The organism is Paracoccus methylarcula (assembly GCF_003007735.2).
GTDB lineage: Bacteria > Pseudomonadota > Alphaproteobacteria > Rhodobacterales > Rhodobacteraceae > Paracoccus > Paracoccus methylarcula.
In genome coordinates this window covers 346,083-365,388 of sequence record NZ_PXNQ02000002.1, presented here as the reverse complement: position 1 = coordinate 365,388, position 19,306 = coordinate 346,083, and the positions used below count along the sequence as shown (strand labels likewise).

16 protein-coding genes, 1 tRNA gene and 1 pseudogene are annotated in these 19,306 nt (G+C 63.1%); 5 read left to right on the top strand and 13 right to left on the bottom strand.

The window, feature by feature from the left end; all coding sequences use genetic code 11:
* Positions 1–59 precede the first annotated feature (59 nt).
* Positions 60–134: transfer RNA gene (locus tag A7A09_RS04920), tRNA-Gly, on the top strand.
* 188 nt (positions 135–322) lie between these two features.
* On the opposite strand, the gene A7A09_RS21290 is transcribed toward A7A09_RS04920, so the two are convergent.
* The 3 genes from A7A09_RS21290 to kduI are packed head-to-tail and all read right to left on the bottom strand — an operon-like array spanning position 323 to position 3,804.
* Entirely contained in the window at positions 323–472 is a 150-nt protein-coding gene (locus tag A7A09_RS21290) for a hypothetical protein (protein WP_245999136.1), read from the bottom strand.
* Complete coding sequence (locus A7A09_RS04910) at positions 469–2,964, bottom strand: carbohydrate-binding protein (RefSeq protein ID WP_106690331.1); 2,496 nt, start codon at positions 2,962–2,964, stop codon at positions 469–471. Before A7A09_RS04910 ends, A7A09_RS21290 begins: the two co-directional genes overlap by 4 nt.
* A gap of 3 nt (positions 2,965–2,967) precedes the next feature.
* The gene (gene kduI, locus A7A09_RS04905; protein WP_106690453.1) at positions 2,968–3,804 is read right to left on the bottom strand and encodes a 5-dehydro-4-deoxy-D-glucuronate isomerase; all 837 of its coding nucleotides are present in this window, start codon (positions 3,802–3,804) and stop codon (positions 2,968–2,970) included.
* Positions 3,805–3,920: 116 nt separating this feature from the next.
* Between kduI and A7A09_RS21015 the strand changes: the two genes are divergently transcribed.
* Entirely contained in the window at positions 3,921–4,280 is a 360-nt protein-coding gene (locus A7A09_RS21015) for a LacI family DNA-binding transcriptional regulator (RefSeq protein WP_211341041.1), read from the top strand.
* Between the two features lie 5 nt (positions 4,281–4,285).
* On the top strand, positions 4,286–4,933 hold the full coding sequence (locus A7A09_RS21010; RefSeq protein ID WP_211341040.1) for a LacI family DNA-binding transcriptional regulator: 648 nt from the start codon (positions 4,286–4,288) through the stop codon (positions 4,931–4,933).
* 291 nt (positions 4,934–5,224) lie between these two features.
* On the opposite strand, the gene A7A09_RS04895 is transcribed toward A7A09_RS21010, so the two are convergent.
* A complete protein-coding gene (locus A7A09_RS04895; RefSeq protein WP_245999135.1) occupies positions 5,225–6,547 on the bottom strand; it encodes a TRAP transporter large permease in 1,323 nt (440 codons plus the stop codon).
* A 1-nt stretch (position 6,548) separates the two neighbouring features.
* Complete coding sequence (locus tag A7A09_RS04890; protein ID WP_148043609.1) at positions 6,549–7,049, bottom strand: TRAP transporter small permease; 501 nt, start codon at positions 7,047–7,049, stop codon at positions 6,549–6,551.
* 330 nt (positions 7,050–7,379) lie between these two features.
* Between A7A09_RS04890 and A7A09_RS04885 the strand changes: the two genes are divergently transcribed.
* Together A7A09_RS04885 and bglB are read left to right on the top strand one after the other, a co-directional pair.
* The gene (locus tag A7A09_RS04885) at positions 7,380–8,354 is read left to right on the top strand and encodes a TRAP transporter substrate-binding protein (RefSeq protein WP_106690329.1); all 975 of its coding nucleotides are present in this window, start codon (positions 7,380–7,382) and stop codon (positions 8,352–8,354) included.
* A gap of 55 nt (positions 8,355–8,409) precedes the next feature.
* Positions 8,410–9,507, top strand: a complete 1,098-nt coding sequence (bglB, locus tag A7A09_RS04880) for a beta-galactosidase BglB (protein WP_106690328.1) — start codon at positions 8,410–8,412, stop codon at positions 9,505–9,507.
* A 35-nt stretch (positions 9,508–9,542) separates the two neighbouring features.
* On the opposite strand, the gene trmB is transcribed toward bglB, so the two are convergent.
* From trmB to nuoK, 8 genes and pseudogenes are all read right to left on the bottom strand, one after another.
* Positions 9,543–10,259 carry a tRNA (guanine(46)-N(7))-methyltransferase TrmB gene (gene trmB / locus A7A09_RS04875; protein ID WP_106690327.1) on the bottom strand — a complete coding sequence of 239 codons (717 nt, stop codon included), beginning with the start codon at positions 10,257–10,259 and terminating at the stop codon, positions 9,543–9,545.
* A gap of 200 nt (positions 10,260–10,459) precedes the next feature.
* Positions 10,460–12,136, bottom strand: a complete 1,677-nt coding sequence (locus tag A7A09_RS04870) for a ribonuclease J (protein WP_106690326.1) — start codon at positions 12,134–12,136, stop codon at positions 10,460–10,462.
* Complete coding sequence (locus A7A09_RS04865; protein ID WP_106690325.1) at positions 12,129–12,908, bottom strand: type III pantothenate kinase; 780 nt, start codon at positions 12,906–12,908, stop codon at positions 12,129–12,131. Before A7A09_RS04865 ends, A7A09_RS04870 begins: the two co-directional genes overlap by 8 nt.
* 3 nt (positions 12,909–12,911) lie before the next feature.
* The gene (locus A7A09_RS04860) at positions 12,912–13,685 is read right to left on the bottom strand and encodes a biotin--[acetyl-CoA-carboxylase] ligase (protein ID WP_170167006.1); all 774 of its coding nucleotides are present in this window, start codon (positions 13,683–13,685) and stop codon (positions 12,912–12,914) included.
* A pseudogene (nuoN, locus tag A7A09_RS04855) lies at positions 13,678–15,200 on the bottom strand (NADH-quinone oxidoreductase subunit NuoN). Before nuoN ends, A7A09_RS04860 begins: the two are co-directional and overlap by 8 nt.
* Positions 15,201–15,210: 10 nt before the next feature.
* Positions 15,211–16,779, bottom strand: coding sequence for an NADH-quinone oxidoreductase subunit M (locus A7A09_RS04850; RefSeq protein ID WP_106690324.1), 1,569 nt, complete (start codon positions 16,777–16,779; stop codon positions 15,211–15,213).
* Position 16,780: 1 nt separating this feature from the next.
* Complete coding sequence (nuoL, locus tag A7A09_RS04845) at positions 16,781–18,925, bottom strand: NADH-quinone oxidoreductase subunit L (protein WP_106690323.1); 2,145 nt, start codon at positions 18,923–18,925, stop codon at positions 16,781–16,783.
* A gap of 6 nt (positions 18,926–18,931) precedes the next feature.
* On the bottom strand, positions 18,932–19,237 hold the full coding sequence (nuoK, locus tag A7A09_RS04840) for an NADH-quinone oxidoreductase subunit NuoK (protein ID WP_106690322.1): 306 nt from the start codon (positions 19,235–19,237) through the stop codon (positions 18,932–18,934).
* Positions 19,238–19,306 lie beyond the last annotated feature (69 nt).

Sequence of the window (19,306 nt, the reverse complement as noted above, 5' to 3'; positions counted from 1 at the left end):
GCCCAGTCCCATAAATCACCGCTCACCGAAGGCGAAACGAGATGCCATCGGAACAGGATGCGGGCGTAGCTCAGGGGTAGAGCATAACCTTGCCAAGGTTAGGGTCGTGAGTTCGAATCTCATCGCCCGCTCCAATCACAAAGAGGCCGGACCTTCGCAGGGTCCGGCCTCTTTGATTTTCCGGCCTCATATCGGCATATACACGCAAGCAGGCATGACATGCCGCTCTCAAGGTCTTGCGCGGTTTTCATATTGAAACGCCGCGCATGCGAAATACAGGCGCGGCGATCATGCCTCAATTTCCGGGGATTATCCCGAAGACCTATCTCGCAAGCCAGCCTCCATCGACATTCAACACCGCCCCGTTGACGTAATCCGGGGCAGGCGCGGTCAGGAACACCGCCATCGGCCCGATCCCGGTATTCGCGCCGGTGATCAGCGCGGCCTGTCCGTCAGGGGAGAAGGCTGTCATCCCCGTTCCTCCAGCCGGGTATCCCCTGCCACGCGCGGCATCACCCGCCGCTCGCCCTCCAGCGTCCAGTCACGCGGATCAAGCCTGCGGCCCTCGGCCTCGACCACGCCATCCGGACGGAACAGGACCTCGCCGTAATCGGCATCCTTGACCCGGATCGTGCCATCTGGCCCGATAACCGGCATCAACTCGTGCCGGGCGGCAAAGCCCTGCAGATCGCCCGCATGGCCAAGCCGCATGATCCAGAGCCCGTCCCGGCCCTCCAGCCGCAGCTCATGCCCGGCCGAGCCGCCCTGCCGCGACAGGCCGAGTGGTGCCGAGGCCGACAGCAACACCACGCCCGCACCGGACCGCGCCAGTGCCCGCCTGCCGTCAACCGCCCATTCGTCGAAGGATTGCGTCGGGAACCAGGCATGGGTGAAACCGGGTTGCGCGGGATCGCCGTCGAATTTCACCACCGCCAGGTCACGATATTGCTGCACGCGCGGCACGCTGGCCGAGCCGCCCCAGAAGGACGGGCGGCCAAAGCCGGACTGGATGATCTCTCCCGGATGGTTGATCCAGACCTGCGCCGAGGGCTCCCGCCCGATCCGCGCCTGGATCAGCGTTTCCTGGTAACCCCATTCGCCCCACCGATACAGTGCCGCCGAGCCCATGGCCGTCTCGCTGGTCTTGTAGTGATAGAGCCGCGCGAAACCGTTCTGCCCCTGCTGGAACATCCATTCCTGCGCCTGCGCGTCATCGGCCCAGCAAGCGGTCGCGCTCAGGTCGGGCAGGACCAGCCCGTGATCGCGCAAGCAAAGCGCAAGCTGGGCGAGACAGTTCACATGCGCGCCAAAGCTCCCCTGCCCCCAAAGCAGCCGCGCCATGCCGGTCAGCTCCAGCGTATCGGCGGTGCAGAGCGAATGCTCATAGCTGCGGCCCTGCGCTCCGGTAATCACGCCATGATGGGCGGAATTGGCAACGATATGCACCAGCCGCGCGATGGCGCGCCCCGCCCGCTCGCGGATCTGCGGATCATGGGCCAGCGCATGAAGCGCGGTCATCCCCTTCAGGTCGATCGGGAAATAGGTGGCAGAGTTGAATTCGGCCATCTCCGCCGCCTCGAAATGATCGAACCAGGCCATCAGCCGGTCATGACCGATCCGGCTCTGCTCGGCCCCTGTCCGGCCTGACCGGACAAAGCGCGCCTCGGGCAGCAAATGCCCGGCCAGGTAGGCCGCTGTATGGAACAGCAACGCGTGGTTTTCCGAGAAATACCACTGCACATCATTGCCCGGCTCGTCCATCCAGTAGCGGAAATGGAGCGTCGCCGCGTCTATCCGCGCCCGCAAACCGTCAGAGAGCCGATCCGCATAGGCAATGCGGGTCCAAAGAAGCGGCACCAGCGCGAAATCGGCACAATCGAAACAGGCTTCGATCCCCGGCAGGGCCGCGGTGATGATCTCATCCGCCCGCGCCAGCGCCCGGCCATCGCCAAATGCCGCGCAAGCCAGGGTCGTCTCGGTATCGGATTCGGCATTGCGGGCAATCCAGCTTATCGCCTCTTCGATGCGGGCGGCGGGATCGGCGGATGCCGGTCCGAGACTGCCGCGATGGCTGATCTCGGCCCCGAGCCGCGTATCCACGGTGAACCCGTCGCAGGTCAGCGTGAAATCGAAATAACGGTAATCGGCGGGCAGATCGCCCGAAGGACCGATCCGGACCCGGTCCGCACCCGTGGGAATATCGATCCGCAATTCCGTGTGGTCATGCGACATGAAATGCCCGCTGATCCGGACCTTTCCCGAGACGGGTGCCGGGAAGGGCCTGGGCAGGATCAGGTCAATATCCTCGCCATCATAGCGTTTGCGATCCAGATGCATGGCCGCCAGGGCACCCTCGACCTGCGTCACCAGGGCAGGATCGGCCGCAAAGCTGTGCCCCGCCTCGGTCTCCGGCCCCGAAATCCAGCTCAGGGCGGTTCGCAGAACCGCGTCGCGCTCGCAGAGATCCTCGAACCAGATCGCCAGTTCATTCGCCCCGGCAACCAGATCGGTGTCGAACTCGACCTCATCCATCGCGTTGCGCGTCGCGGGCGACAGCCATGCCACCGGATCGCCATTCACATAAAGTTTCGCCGCCCCGCAAATGCCCAGCTTCAGCCTTGCGGTGCCCGCCTGCCCGGCATGGATCACGCTACGCGCCCAGCCCTCGACCCGCGTGGCCCGGAACCAGAAGCCCGACAGGTCGAGAAAGGTCGAACCCGTGGGCAGCACATTGCGCGCGCCGCCCCAATCCGGCATCGGGCGGGTCAAGGGCTCCTTGCCCCGGACCTCTTCGATATAGGCGGTACGGCAGGGATAGGTATGCGGGATCCAGTTCTTGTCCTTGGTCAGGAAGAAGGTCGAATCCATCTCGCCTTCCATCGGCGCATCCGCGACATCATAGGGGGTCTGCGTCAGCGTGGTGACTTGCCAATAGGAAAGCGGGGTTCCGGCGGATAGGGGCATGATCTAGCGCAGCTCCGAAATGGCGACGGGAGAGACATCGTTATAGGCCTGGTTCTCGCCGGTCATGCCCCAGACAAAGCCATAGGGGCCGGTGCCCGCACCCATATGGATCGACCATGCCGGGGACAGCACGACATCGCCGTCGGCCACGACCATGTGGCGGGTATTGTCCGGGCGGCCCATGAAATGCATCACCCGGTCGCCCTCGGCGAGATCGAAATAGCAATAGGCCTCCATCCGGCGCTCATGCAGATGCGGCGGCATGGTGTTCCAGACCGATCCGGGCGCCGGATCGGTGATCCCCATCAGCAGCAGGCAGGAGGGTGCGACCTCGGGATGGATATACATCGCCAGCGAGCGCTGGTTGGACCGCTCCGCCTCGCCCAGCACCAGCACCTTGGATTCGGATTTGCGGATCAGCCGATGCGGGATGTCGGCACCCGCCGGAACCGAGTTCATGTAGAACCGCGCCGGCGCATCGGCCGAGTCGCTGCCCAGAACCACCCGCCTCGCCCCGCGCCCGATATAAAGAACGTCGCGATTGGCCAATGCGAAGCGCTCGCCATCGACCTCGATCCAACCCGCGCCGCCCAGGTTGGCGACCCCCATCTCGCGGGCGGTAAAGAAGAATTCCGTGCCGACATCCTCGCCGCCACCGAATTCCAGCGCCTGTTCCAATGGCACGGCCCCACCCACGATCATCCGGTCGAAATGGGTATAGGCAAAGCCGATCCGGCCCGGCGCGAACAGCCCCTCGACCATGAAATTCGCCCGCAGATCCGCGGTTGTCATGTCATCGACCTGATCCGGTCCGGCCCCGTATCTTTGCTGCATCGGCATCGCCATTCCCCTCATATTCGCCCTAAACATTTGCGCAAACGGATCACATCAGGAAACTCATTGTGCAACATGTAAATTCGTTTCATAATTGCTCAACCAGTATCCACGAGGTTCCCATGAAACAGAACGGCCGCACGCGGATCAGCGACATCGCCACCAGGCTGGGCGTCTCGACCGCGACGGTATCGCGGGCGCTGACCGGCAACGGCTATGTGCGCGAGGCGCTGGCGGCGAAAATCCGCGCCGCCGCGGTCGAGATGAATTACACCCTGCCCGGCTCGGTCACCGGACGGCGGGTGCTGCTTGTCTCGTCGCAAGAGGCAATGATCGATTTCCAGCGCAGCCAGTTCACCATGCATGTGCTGGCCGGTTTGCAGGAACGCGCCGATGCGCAGGATATTCGCGTCGATACGCAGATCTACCAAGCGCGGACGACCTGCAAAACCTGCGCGACACAGCCGGGGCCGAGGATGTGATCGGCGTGCTGCTGGTCACCGTCGATGACGCGATACTCGATTTTGCCCATGAACTGCCCTGCCCCGCCGTCATCGTGAATGGCGACGATCCCGGGATGCGGCTAAGCTCGGTGACGCCCTGCAACCGTTCGGCGGCAGCTTTGGCAACCCGGCACCTGATCGAGCTCGGCCATCGCCGGATCGCCTTCATGAACAAGCCGGGACGCCGCACGATCCTGCGCCGCTTTGAGGGCTGGAAGGACGTGCTGGCCGATGATTTCGACCCCCGCCTGACCATCGAGGTCGAGGACTGGACGGCCGAGGCGGCGCGGCGCAGCGTGACCAAGGCGCTTGAAAGCGGCCTCGAATTCACCGCCATCGTCGCCGCCGGGGACATCCTTGCCGCCGGAGCCATCGCCGCGCTGCAATCGGCGGGCTGGAAGGTGCCGGGCGAAATCTCGGTCCTCGGGATCGACGGGCTGCCGCAGGGACAATACCTGTCGCCCGCGCTCAGCACGGTGAAGATCCCGATGCATGCGGTCGGCGCCCTGTCGCTCGACCTGCTTTGCGAGACGGTGCGGCTGCGTTCCGCCGGGGTCGACCTGCCCGCGCGCCGGATCGAGCTTGCCTGCGACTTGATCCCGCGCGCCAGTTGCGGTCCCTGCCCCACCTGATCCCTCAATATGGCGGAACCACCGTAGGAAACGATCATGGTATCCGTCAGAGCCGGGCAGCGTCCGGCCACGGGCGGGCATTGGGACGGTTATGCCATCCGCTTTATCGCACAACCCCGAACGAGGCTGAAACGACAGGATAACATCACCAAAGCGCCCGCCCATCCAGGTGGTCGGGCGCTGCCCGGCGGGCCTTGCAGGCCCTTGATTCCGGGCGGGGGATATAGCGGAATCTACGTGATCATTTCAAAGTGACCTGGCCATACCCAGTCTCGTCGATGAGAACCGGTATTACATCAACCCGAACAGCCGCGGCAGCCCCAGTGTCAGCACCGGCACATAGCTGACCAGCATCAGCGCAAGGACCAGCACGGCGAGGAAGGGCAAGAGCGGCTTGGCCACCTGCTCGATCCTCAGATTGGCGACCGAGCAACCGACGAACAGCACCGATCCCACCGGCGGCGTCATAGATCCCACGCCGAGATTGAAGATCATCATGATCCCGAGCTGCACCGGATCCATGCCGATCTCGCCCGCGATGGGCAGGAAGATCGGCGTGAAGATCAGCACCGCCGGGGTCAGGTCCATGAAGAAGCCGATGACCAGCAGGCTGATATTCATGATCAGCAGCACGATCAGCGGATTGTCGAAGGTCAGGATCGTCTCGGCGATGATGTCGGGAATGCCTGCGACGGTCATGACATAGGACATGATGCCCGAGGTGGCGATCAGGAACAGGATCGCGCAGGTCATCACCGCCGAAGAGCACAGCACCTCGGCATATTCGCGCCAGCTTGCCATGCGGTAGAACAGCGAGAGCCCGAAACTGTAGAGCACGGCCACCGCCGCCCCCTCGGTCGCGGTGAAGGCGCCGATGACGATGCCGCCGATCACCACCACCACCATCATCAGCGACGGCAGCGCACCGATCACGATCTGCATCGCCTCGCGCATGTCGGACTGCCGCTCGATCCGGTAGCCGCGCCGATGGGCGATCACCCCGGCGACCAGCATGACCGACAGGCCCATCAGGATGCCGGGGATATAGCCGCCGACGAACAGCGCCGAGATCGAGGTGCCGCCCGAGACCAGCGAGAACAGGATAAGCGGCCCGCTTGGCGGGATCAGGATGCCGGTCGGGGCAGAGGCGATATTGACCGCGGCCGAGAAGGCCGGATCGTAATTCTCTTTCTTCTGCAACGGCCCCATCGTCCCGCCAACCGCCGCCGCCGCCGCGATGGAGGAACCCGAGATCGAGCCGAACAGCATGTTGGCGATGATATTCGTATGCGCCAACGCCCCGGGCAGCCGCCCGCCCACCAGCTTGGCCAGGTTGATCAGCCGGATCGCGATGCCGCCCTTGTTCATGATGTTGCCGGCCAGGATGAAGAAGGGAATCGCCAGCAGGGTGAAGCTGTCGATGCCCGAGAACATCTTTTGCGCGGCCACGAAATAGATCACGTCGGGCGGGAAATAGGCCAGCCCGGTCACGATGGAGGACACGCCGATGGCCACCGAGATCGGCGTGCCCAGGGCCAGCAGCCCGAAGAACAGGACGAACAGCACGAAGGCGGCGAAACCCGGCTCCAGCATCAGGTCGAGGAAAGCGGTCATCTCACATCGTCTCCTGCGGGTCCGGATCGGTCTGGCCCGTGCCGGTGGCCAGTCCGACGATCTCGATCGCCAGAAGCACCACGATCAGCACCGCCGAGATCGGCAGCACCAGGTAGACCAGCCCGATGGGGATCTGCATGATCGGCGAATATTGCTCCATCGCCGAATTGCTGGCGCGGAGGCCGCCGAAGAACATGGTGATGACCGCGAAGCCGATGGTGATCAGCGCATTGACGATGCCCAGCAGGCGCCTTGCCCGTGGCGGGCAGATGCTGGGCAGCAATTCCAGCGCCAGGTGCTTGCGTGTCCCGAAGCAATAGGCCGTCCCCAGCAAAGCCGTCCAGATCATCATGAAACGCAGGGTTTCCTCGGTAAACAATGCCGGGGTGGACAGCACGTAGCGCGTGAAGACCTGCCACAGCATCAGCACGACCATGACCGCAAGCAGGCTGGCGATGACACCCAGCAGCAGGCGCTCGACAATGGACTTGATACGAAACAACAAGGCTATCCTCCCATGGATATCGGCAAATGCCGTCACGGCGATCCGGCCTCCCCCGGGGATGCGCCGCCGTGGCGCGGAAGATGCAATATGAAAATAATTCGCACAATATGAAATATTTTTACATAACGCTTCGTGATCCTGTCCTCTCCCGTTTCGGCATCAGGTCACTTTCGCGCCGGGTCGGGTTGCTCAAGAATCTGCAATAAATTTACATATAGAAACTTAAATTCATATATCACATCTTCCGCCCGACGATCCCGGGGCGACCCGGGGAAAGATGGCGGTTCCAGGCTGGATTACCGCCAGGCAAATGGGAGGAACAACCATATGAATATTCGTCACTTCACGCTCACCCTGACTTCGGTTCTGGCGCTGAGCGCCGCTGCGGCCGAGGCCCGTGTCAGCCTGAAACTCGCCAATTCGCTATCCAAGGATCATCCGACCAGCGTCGCCCTGCAGCAATTCGCCGACGAGGTCGAGGAAAAGACCGATGGCGAGGTCAAGATCCGCCTGTTCCTGAACGGCGTGCTCGGCTCGGAACGCGAAGTGCTGGAACAGCTTCAGAACGACGCGGTCGATATCACCCGCGTCAGCGCCGCCAACCTGGAAAACTTCAACCCGATCTACAAGGCGTTCAACCTGCCCTATATCTTCCGCGACGAGGATCATTTCTACGAGGTGATGAGCGGCCCCGTCGCCGACGAGGTCTATCAGGCCACGGCGGAAAGCGGCTTTGTCGGCCTGACCTTCTTCGACAGCGGCGCGCGCTCTTTCTATACCAAGTCCAAGCCGATCGAGACGCCCGAGGACCTGGCGGGCCAGAAACTGCGCGTCATCAACTCGAATATCTCGATCCGCATGGTCGAGCTGATGGGCGGCACCCCCACGCCGATGCCCTATGGCGAGATCTACACCGCGCTTCAGCAAGGCGTGATCGACGGGGCCGAGAACAATCCCACGGCGCTCACCATCGGCCGCCATGGCGAGGTCGCCAAGTTCTACTCGCAGGATGAGCACCAGCGCATCCCGGATTTCCTGGTCATCTCGAACTCGGCCACCGAAAAGCTGAGCGACGAGCAGATGGCGATCGTCAAGGAGGCCGCCGTCCACGCGACCGAATCCTTCCGCGATCTCTGGACCACGGCGGTTGCGGACGCGGTGACCGAAGCCGAGGCCGAGGGCGTCACCTTCAACACGCCCGACCCGGCGCCCTTCCGCGCCAAGGTCGAACCGCTGATCGAGGAATTCAAGGCCGATCCGCAGATCGGCCCGCTGCTGACCAAGATTACCGAAAGCCAGTAACCCTGCCCGGCCCCGGGCCAGACCCCCGGGGCCGCGCGATCCGGACAGGAACCAGATGAACATGCATTTCCCCGCCCGCCGTGCCGAGCTTGAACAGGCCATCTCGAAAACCGTTCAGGGCCTACGCTCACTGCGCCATGAAGGGCAATTCGACGAGCCTAACCTCGACGGCACCGCAGGCGATTACATCAGTTTCGAATCATGGGAATGGCCGCAAGGCGTGGGACTTTACGGGCTTGCCCAGCTTTGGCTGCAAACCGGCGACGCGGATGCCCGCGCCACGCTGGAGGATTGGTATGCACGCCAGATCGAACGGGGCTTGCCGCGTCGCAACGTGAATACCACCGCGCCCATGCTGGCGCTGTCGCTGCTGTGGCGCGAGACCCGCGATCCGCGTTGGGAAGGCCCGCTGCGTGACTGGGCGGATGGTGTCCTGGCGGATATGCCGCGCACGGTCTCGGGCGGGTTCCAGCATGATGTCTCGGACAAGATCAATGAAGGCGAGCTTTGGGACGATACGCTGTTCATGCTGGCGCTGTTCCTGGCCAGCTATGGCCATGCCGCGAACCGGCCCGACCTGGTCGAAGAGGCAGGGTTCCAGTTCCTGATCCACACCCATTACCTGTGCGAGGCCGAGACCGGACTGTGGTTCCACGGCTGGACCTTTGACGGCAATCACAATTTCGCCCGGGCGCGTTGGGCGCGGGGCAATTCATGGATATCCGCCGGGGTCCTCGACCTGCTGGAACTGACCGAGCTGGATCCGGCGGTCCGGCGCTACCTGACATGGGTCGTCACCGCACAGTTGCAGGCGCTTCTGGATCATCAGGCCGAGAGCGGCGCATGGCATACGCTGGTGGACGATCCTTCCTCATACGAGGAAATCTCGGCCACCGCCGCCATCGGCTATGCCCTGCTGAAGGGGCATCGCCTTGGGTTGGGCGATGAAAACTGGAAGACCGGCGGGATGCGGGCATTGCAGGCGGTGCTGCGGCATATCGGCCCCGACGGGATCATCGGCCAGGTCTCTTACGGGACGCGGATGGGGGAGGATCTGCAATTCTACCGCGACATCCCGATCCAGCCGACCGGTTACGGGCAGTCGATGAGCCTGCTTTGCCTGGTCGAGGCCTTGAACCACGTTCCGGCCTGACATGTTCCGGGCAATCGCATCGAGGCGGGGCCTTGTCAGCCCTGCCTGCGGAATGTCACGTAATGCGGTATGCGGCCCTCGCGCAGAGCCTTCTGCTCATAGCGGGTGCTGATCCAGTCCTCCCAGGGCTCTCCCGTCTCGCGGGTCAGATCGAAGCCCGCCAGCGGCACTTCCTCCAATGTCTGGCGAACGTAATCGGGAATATCGGTCGCCACGCGGAACTCGCCCCCCGGACGCATCACCCGGGCCAGCGGCAAGAGATGCTCCGGCGTCACGAAGCGGCGGCGATGATGGCGCGCCTTGGGCCAGGGATCGGGATACATCAGGAAGGCGCGGTCGATACTGGCATCGGGCAGCACATCCATCAGGTCGCGCGCATCGCCCGGATGAACCGAGACATTGCCGACCCCCGCCGCCCGGATCTTGCCCAGCAGCATGGCGACGCCATTGATGAAGGGCTCGCAGCCGATGATCCCGATTTCGGGATAGGTGGCAGCCATATGCACCATATGTTCGCCGCCGCCGAAACCGATCTCGATCCAGACCGGGCGATCGTCCCCGAAAATCGCCTTGGGATCGATCGGGCTGCGCTCCGGGTTCTCCTGTATGGAAATCCCGCGCGGGCGCAGCTCTCCCAGATCCTCGCTCAGATATCCCTTTTGACTGGGACGCAGGGTCTTGCCGTGACGCCGCCCATAGAAATTACGGCGCGGCGGTTTGGGATCAAATGCGGATTTGGGCTTGTCGCTCATGTTTCATCATCTCGGCACAGGCAGTATCCGTTACCGGATACAATGCGAAGCCTGTTGGCAATCCCCGAACCAGGCTTCGCTTCTTCTTCATGTAAATATCCCACGGGGGTCGCCGGGAGGTCGCGCCACGGGTTCGAGAACCAGCCGGCGACGGGTGTGAAACCCCCGGCCTTCGCGGGACGCAGATCATGAATCCCGTCCTAGTCCGCTGTCAACCGGCTGACGATCACCGTGACCTCGGGCTTCTTGCCGATTTCCTCCATGCTGACCTGGCGGGTGATCTTGCGGATCGCATCGTCCATCTTCTTGTCGTCGCGGACAAGCTTGTCATCAGCGCCTTCCAGGAACTCGGCCAGTTCGGCCTCGATATGCCGGGCCAGATCATCGCCGCCACGGGTCCGCTCGGGCAGGCCCATCAACTCGACCCAGGCATCGGGCAGGACATTGTCGTCCTCGTCCACGATCACGCTGACCAGCGCATGCCCGTTCAGGGCCATGCGGATGCGGTCGCGCACGATCCCGTCCATGGCGCCGATCAGGGTGTTGCCATCAAGGTAGAGCCGTCCGGTCTCGACCTGGTCGATCACGCGCGGCGCGTCCCCGGTCAGTTCCAGCATGGTGCCATTCGTGGCAATCTCGGCCTTCAGGCCCTTGCCGCGGGCGATCTGCACATGTTCGCGCAGATGCAGATGTTCGCCATGCATGGGAATGACGATCTGCGGCTTCAGCAATTCGTGGATCTTCTCGATATCCGGGCGGTTGGCATGGCCCGAGACGTGGTAAAGCCCGTCCTGGTCGTCGAAGGCATCCACGCCCATCTCGCTCAGCGCGTTCATGATCCGCCCGACCGAGCGTTCATTGCCCGGAATGGTCTTGGAGCTGAACAGGAAGCTGTCGCCCTCTTTCAGCGACAGCCCCAGGTAACGCCCGCGCGAAAGCTGCGCACTGGCCGCCCGGCGTTCGCCCTGCGAGCCGGTGACGATCAGCATCACCTTGTCGCGCGGCATATCCGACGCCTCGTCCGGGCCGATCGTCTCGGGGAAATCACGCAGCACGCCGGTCTCGAAACCGACCGAGACCATCCGGCGCATCGCCCGCCCCAGCAGGCAGACCTTGCGCCCCGAGGCGATGGCCGCATCGGCCAATGTCTTCAACCGGGCGATATTGCTGGCGAAGGTGGTTGCCACCACCATGTTCTTCTGCGCCATCACCCATTCACGGATCGGATCGGCCAGAAGCGACTCGGATCGGCCCGGATGAGATGAGAAGACATTGGTGGAATCGCAGGTCAGCACCTTGACCCCCTGCCCTTCGCTGGCGATCTCGCTCCATTTCGCCGGCTCGAACGGATCGCCCACGACCGGGGTCTCGTCCAGCTTGAAATCCCCGGTATGCACGATGCGCCCGGCGGGCGTGTCGATGATCAGCGCGGCGCTTTCCGGGATCGAGTGGCTGACCGGCATGAACTGCACCGAGAACGGCCCCGCCTCGATCACCTGCGGGCGCGGATCGACGAATTTCACCGTTTCCGCCGGCAGCCCCATCTCTTCCAGCTTCAACCGGCACAGGGTTCCGGTGAACTTGCGGGCATAGACCGGCACTTCGAGCCGCGGCCAGAGATGCGCGAGCGCGCCCAGGTGATCCTCGTGACCATGGGTGATGAAGATCGCCTCCAACCGGTCGCGGTTTTCCTCCAGCCATGTCAGATCCGGCATGATCAGGTCGATTCCGGGGCTTGAATCCATGTCCCCGAAGGTCACGCCCAGATCCACGAGGATCAGCCGCTCCTTGCCCGGCGCGCCATATCCATAGACATAGGCGTTCATGCCGATTTCGCCCGCGCCGCCTAGCGGCAGATAGATCAGGCGCTCAGCCATTGCCCATCTCCTTGTTGTAATCGTGAATTAATCTTAGTCCGTGCATCGTCAGATCGTCTTCGATTGTGTCGAACAGGTCAAACCCCTGATCGAAGAGCGGCGCAAGCCCCCCCGTCGCGATAACTTTCATCGGCCGGTCGCGCTCGGTCCGGATATGCTGGACGATCCCCTCGACCAGCCCGATATAGCCCCAGAAAATGCCCGATTGCAGGCAGGCCACCGTATTCGTGCCGATCACCTTGGTCGGCATGGTCACATCGACATGTGGCAGGCTTGCCGCGCCCATATGCAACGCCTCAAGCGACAGGTTGACGCCGGGAGAGATCACCCCGCCGATATAGGCGCCATCGATATCCACCACGTCAAAGGTCGTCGCGGTGCCGAAATCCACCACGATCAGGTCCGGCCCATGGCGATCGAAGGCGGCAACGGTATTGACCAGCCGGTCCGGCCCGACCGTTGTGCCGCCATCGACGCGCGGCGGAACCGGCAGCAGGCAATCGGGCTTGCCCACCACCAGCGGGCGCGTGTTGAAATAGCGGTTGCAGAGCACGCGCAGGTTGAACACCACCCGCGGCGCGGTCGAGCTGATGATGCAGGCATTGATCTCCAGCCCGAATTTCTGCCCCTCGATCAGCGTCGACAGCCAGACGAAATATTCATCCGCCGTGCGCCGGTGGTCGGTCGAGATGCGCCAATGCGCGAGGAATTTCCCACCGTCCCAAATCGAGAACACGGTATTGGTATTGCCGGTGTCGATGCACAGAAGCATGGATCAGCCTCCGCTGAAATAGATCTCGGCCGCAGGGATTGCCTGCCGCCCCCTTGGCGTCGTCAGGATCAACGCGCCGCTATCGTCGATACCGTCGAAACGCCCTTCGGTCCGGGTTGTACCTACCCGGGCGATGATTGTCTCGCCCAGTTTCGCGGCGCGGGCCAGCCATGCCTGCCGGATCGGCGCGAAACCATGGCCGCGCATCTGCCGCCACCATTGATCGAAAGCCGGGGCCAATGCGTCCAGCAACTCTTCCGGAGCGATCACCAGCCCGGTCTCGCCTTTCAGGCTCACGGGGCGGGTCGCATGTTCCTCGACGGCTTCCCTGTCCGGGGCATTCGCGAGATTGACGCCGATCCCGATGGCCAATGCGTTCATCTGCTTTCCCGCTCCCGCGCTCTCCAGCAGGATGCCCGACAGCTTGCCGCCATTCAGCAAGAGGTCATTCGGCCATTTCAACGCGATATTGAGCTGCGGCCCGCACAGCCCGGTCAGTGCGTCATGCAGGGCCAGCGCCGCGACAAAGGACAGGCGCGCCGCATCGGCGGGGCTGCCATCGGGGTGCAGAACCAGGGTGGCGGCGAAATTGCCGGGAGGATCGGCCCAGGGACGGCCACGGCGTCCCCGGCCCGCCTCTTGCCGGTGCGCCATGATCCAGGCCGGGCCACTCAGCCGGGGGGCGAGCCTGAACGCCTCGGCATTGGTGCTGTCCACCCGTTCCAGAATGTGACGGGCGACACCTTCGGGCCAGTTTCCCGTGGTCGGATCACTCACCCGCTGTCTCGGCCGGTATCGAATCGGTGGGCGCCTCGCCCCCTGCACTCGTGACGGCCTCAACCGCGGCGGTTTCAGAGCCGACCAGCGATTGCGCGGCAGTCGCGGCGGCATCGTCCAGGCCCAGCATGGTCACCGCCCCCAATAGCAGCACGGCGGCGGGCAGGATCAATGCGAGGAACTGCACCAATCCCATGCGGCTGTCGATCCCCTCGCTCTCGGCGCCGAAGAACATGTAATAGACGATCCGCAGATAGTAGAATGCGCCAATGACCGAGGCGACCACGCCCGCGACCGCCAGCCACGCCATCCCCGCCTCGACCGCGGCAGACAGCACGCCCAGCTTGGCGAAGAAGCCAAGGAAGGGCGGCACGCCGGCTAGGCTGAACATCAGGAACAGAACGGCCAGAGCCTTGAGCGGTTCCTTCGCGGCAAAACGGTTCAGGCTGTCCAGGTCGGTGACCGGCTGGCCGTCACGCTCCATCGACAGGATGAAGGCGAAGGTGCCGACATTCATCGCGGCATAGATCGCCATATACATCAGCATCGCCTGCACGCCATCGGCATTGCCCGCCGCCAGGCCGACCAGCGCGAATCCCATATGCGCGATCGAGGAATAGGCCATCAGCCGCTTGATATTGCGCTGCCCGATCCCGGCGATCGAGCGAGGAACATCGACATGACTGCCAGCGCGGCGACGATCTGCCCCCAATCACCCGGCACATTGCCGAAGGCACCGAAGAGCAGCCGCGCGATCAGCGCCATCGCGGCGACCTTGGGCGCGGTCGCGAAGAAGGCGGTGACCGGCGTCGGTGCGCCCTCGTAGACATCAGGCGTCCACATGTGGAAGGGCACAGCCGAGACCTTGAAGGCAAGGCCGACCAGCAGGAAGACCATGCCGAAAAGCAGCCCCATCGACAGCTCGCCCGCATTCACGGTCCCGATGATGCCGGCAAAGCTGGTGGTGCCCGCGAAGCCGTAGACCAGCGAGGCGCCGAACAGCAGCAGGCCCGAGCTGAGCGCGCCAAGGACGAAATATTTCAACCCCGCCTCGGAGGACTTGGCGCTTTCGCGGCGCATCGCGGCGATGACGTAAAGCGACAGGGATTGCAGTTCCAGCCCCATGTAGAGCGACAGAAGATCGCCCGCCGAGACCATCATCATCATGCCGACCCCGGCCAGGATAACCAGGATCGGGTATTCGAACCGCATCAGCCCGTGCCGGGTCATGTAATCGGCACTCATCGCCAGGACGGCGGCGGCAGAGAGCAGGATGGTCACCTTGGCGAAACGCGCGAAGGCGTCGTCGATGAACATGTCGAAAAAGACGGTCTGCTCGGGATGGCTGCCCGACCCGATATACAGCCCTGCGATCAGCAGCGCCGCGACGGTCGCCCAGAGCAGCGGCCTGGCAATCGCGTCCTTGCCGAAATAAGCCCCGGCCATCAGTGCCGCCATCGCATAGATGGCCAGCAGCAGCTCGGGCAGGATGGTCGAGAAATCGAGCGCGGTCATCTTGCTTTCCTCAATGGCTGGTCTCGGACGCGGCGGCGGCGCCCATCGGGGCGAGGCCGTCGGCCAGGTCATGCGGCAGGGCGTTCTGATATCCGACCAGCAGTGATTCCACCGCCGGACCGGTAATGTCGGTCACCAGCCGCGGATAGACGCCCAGCAGCAGCGTCATCGCGACCAGCGGCGCGAAGATCCATTTCTCGCGCGGGGTCATGTCCGAGATGGTCTTGAGGCTTTCCTTGATCAGCGCCCCGAAGGTCACCCGGCGATAGAGCCACAGCGCGTAGCACGCCGACAGGATCACGCCGGTCGCGGCGACAAAGGCGACCCAGGTATTGGCCTTGAAGGTGCCCATCAGGGTGAGAAACTCGCCCACGAAGCCCGAGGTGCCCGGCAAGCCGACATTGGCCAGCGTGAAGAACATGAATACCAGCGCATAGGCGGGCATCCGGTTCACCAAGCCGCCATAGGCGTCGATCTCGCGCGTATGCATCCGGTCATAGATCACGCCGACGCAAAGGAACAGCGCGCCCGAGATGAAACCATGCGACAGCATCTGGAAGATCGCCCCGTCCAGCCCCTGCTGGTTGGCGGCGAAGATCCCCATGGTGACATAGCCCATATGCGCGACCGAGCTATAGGCGATCAGCTTCTTCATGTCGGTCTGCGCCAGCGCCACCAGCGAGGTATAGACGATGGCGATGGCCGACATCCAGAAAACCAGCGGCTGCAGCAGCTCGCTTGCCACCGGGAACATCGGCAGCGAGAAGCGCAGGAAACCATAGCCGCCCATCTTCAGCAGCACCGCCGCCAGCACGACCGAGCCGGCGGTCGGCGCCTGGACGTGGGCATCGGGCAGCCATGTATGCACCGGCCACATCGGCATCTTCACCGCGAAACTGGCGAAGAAGGCGATGAACAGCAGGGTCTGCATGCCGCCGGTGATGGTAAAGCCCAGCAGCCGGATTGTCTGGGACGGGAAGTCGTGATCCAGCAGGGCGGCGATATCGGTGGTGCCCGCGCTGCGATACATGGCGATCATCGCCACCAGCATCAGCACCGAGCCGAGGAAAGTGTAGAGGAAGAACTTGAAGGCCGCGTAGATGCGGTTCTTTCCACCCCAGATCCCGATGATCAGGAACATCGGGATCAGCCCGGCCTCGAAGAACAGGTAGAACAGGAACAGATCCAGCGCCGTGAAGACGCCGATCATCAGCCCTTCCAGCACCAGGAAGGCGATCATGTAATCCTTGACCCGGTCCGTGACATGCCAGGTCGACAGGATCGTCAGCGGCATCAGGAACGTGGTCAGCAACACGAAGAGGATCGAGATCCCGTCCACGCCCATCCTGTAGCGCAGCCCCATGATCCAGGGATGATCCTCGACGAATTGAAAGCCCGTATCCGCCGGGTTGAAGCCCGCCAGCAGGAAGAGCGAGATCAGGAAGGTCGCCGAGGTCGCGATCAGCGCCAGGTATTTGGCGTTTTTCTGCGCGGCCGCATCCTCTCCGCGCAGGAACAGCGCCAGGATCAGCGCGGCAACGATCGGCAGGAAGGTGATGATCGAAAGTAGGTTCGTCATGTCAGTGCGTTCCCCGCATCATCACCCAGATCAGCAAGCCCACGATGCCAAGCACCATCGCGAAGGCGTAATGGAACAGGTAGCCCGATTGCACCCGGCCGGCAAAGCGCGTCAGGCGTGGGATGATTCCCATGGCAACCCCGTTGATGGCGCCGTCGATAACCGCTCCGTCGCCGCCCGTCCACAGCTTGTGGCCCAACCATCTGGCAGGTCTTGTGAAAATCACGTCGTAAAGTTCGTCGAAATACCACTTGTTCAGCAGGAACTGGTACAGCCCCGCCTGCTGCGCGGCCAGTTTCGCGGGGAGTTCCGGCTTGCGGATATAGAATATCCACGCCAGCAGCAGCCCGCCCAACATGGCGATGAAAGGCGAAACCTTGACCCATGCGGGCGAATGGTGCGCCTCGTCCAGAACGTGGTTGTCGGGATGCATGTAGATCGCGCCCCCGACCGGAGCCGGAACATCGGTGGCAATTGCGTGACCCTCGCCCCCGGCTGCCTCGCCCTCTGCGGGTGCGGCGGCAGCGTCATGGCCTTCTTCCGCGCCGGCGGCCTCTTCCCCGCCATGTTCGGCAGGGGCGGCTTCGCCATGTTCGGCATCAGTGCTGGCATGTTCCTCGCCATGGCCCATGTGGAAGAACTCGGCGACGCGGTCATGGCTGCCGAAGAAGGGCTGATACCAGACCATCCCGGCGAATATCGCGCCCACGGCCAGAACCCCCAGGGGAACGGTCATCACGCGCGGGCTTTCATGGGCATGCTCATGCGCATGATGATCGCCACGCGGCTCGCCCCAGAAGGTCATGAACATCAGCCGCCAGCTATAGAAACTGGTAAAGGCGGCGGCGATGACCAGCATCCAGAAGGCATAGGAATTCCCGGCCCACGCGCTCTCGATCGCGGCATCCTTGGACAGGAAACCGGCGAATCCGATATGGGTCAGCGGAATACCGACGCCGGTAATGGCCAATGTGCCGATCAGCATAGCCCAGAAGGTCAGCGGCACTTTCTTGCGCAGGCCCCCGTAATTACGCATGTCCTGCTCGTGATGCATCGCATGGATGACGGAACCGGCGCCAAGGAACAGCATCGCCTTGAAGAAGGCATGGGTCAGCAGGTGGAACATGGCGACCGAATAGACGCCGACACCCGCCGCCACGAACATGTAGCCAAGCTGCGAACAGGTCGAATAGGCGATGACGCGCTTGATGTCGTTCTGCACCAGGCCCACGGTGGCGGCAAAGAAGGCGGTGGTCGCGCCGATCACGGTGACGAAGGTCTTGGCGTCGGGCGCGAATTCGAACAGCGGTGACATGCGGCAGACAAGGAACACCCCCGCCGTCACCATGGTCGCGGCGTGGATCAGGGCGGAAACCGGGGTCGGACCCTCCATCGCGTCGGGCAGCCAGGTATGCAGGAAGAGCTGGGCCGATTTGCCCATCGCGCCGATGAAGAGCAGCACCGCCAGCACCTCGGCCGCGTTCCAGTCGCGCCACAGGAAATGCATCTGGGTTTGCGCCAGATCGGGGACCTGCGCGAAGATCGTGTCGAACTGGATCCCGCCGGTCATCCAGAACAGCCCGAAGATCCCCAGCAGGAAGCCGAAATCGCCGACCCGGTTGACGATGAAGGCCTTCATCGCCGCCGCGCCCGCAGACTGTTTCTTGAAATAGAAGCCGATCAGCAGGTAGGAGGCGACGCCCACGCCCTCCCATCCGAAGAACATCTGCAACAGGTTATCCGCCGTCACCAGCATCAGCATGGCGAAGGTGAAGAATGACAGATAGGCGAAGAACCGCGCCTTGTAGTTCTGGTCGTGGTCGAAATTCTCGTCATGGGCCATGTAGCCCACGGAATAAAGGTGAACCAGCGCCGAGACCGTGGTCACCACGACCAGCATGATCGCGGTCAGCCGGTCCAGCCGGATCGCCCATTCCGAGGTGAAATCGCCCGAGACCACCCAGTCAAAGACCGGGATCTGCCGCATCTCGCCATCGAAACCGAGAAAGATGATCCAGCTGAACAGCGCGGCGGCGAACAGGATGCCCGTGGTCAGGTATTGCGCCGCCTGCTCGCCGATCATGCGCCAGCCGAACCCGGCGATGATCGCGCCCAGCAATGGGGCAAAAAGGATGAATTGCGCCATGATCCCTTACCCCTTCATCACGTTGACATCTTCGACCGCGATCGTGCCGCGGTTGCGGAAGAACACCACCAGGATGGCCAGCCCGATGGCGGCCTCGGCCGCGGCGACGGTCAGCACGAACAAGGTGAAAATCTGCCCTGCCAGATCGCCGTGATGGGTCGAGAAGGCGACGAAGTTGATATTCACCGCCAGCAGCATCAATTCGATCGACATCAGGATGATGATGACATTCTTCCGGTTCACGAAAATGCCGAAAATGCCGGTGACGAACAATATCGCCCCCACGACCAGGTAATGCGTCAAACTCACCATCGTCCTTGTCCCTCCGGGTCCGTTACCCGTTGAAATATCCGTTCGCCACAAGCACCGCCACGGCGATGC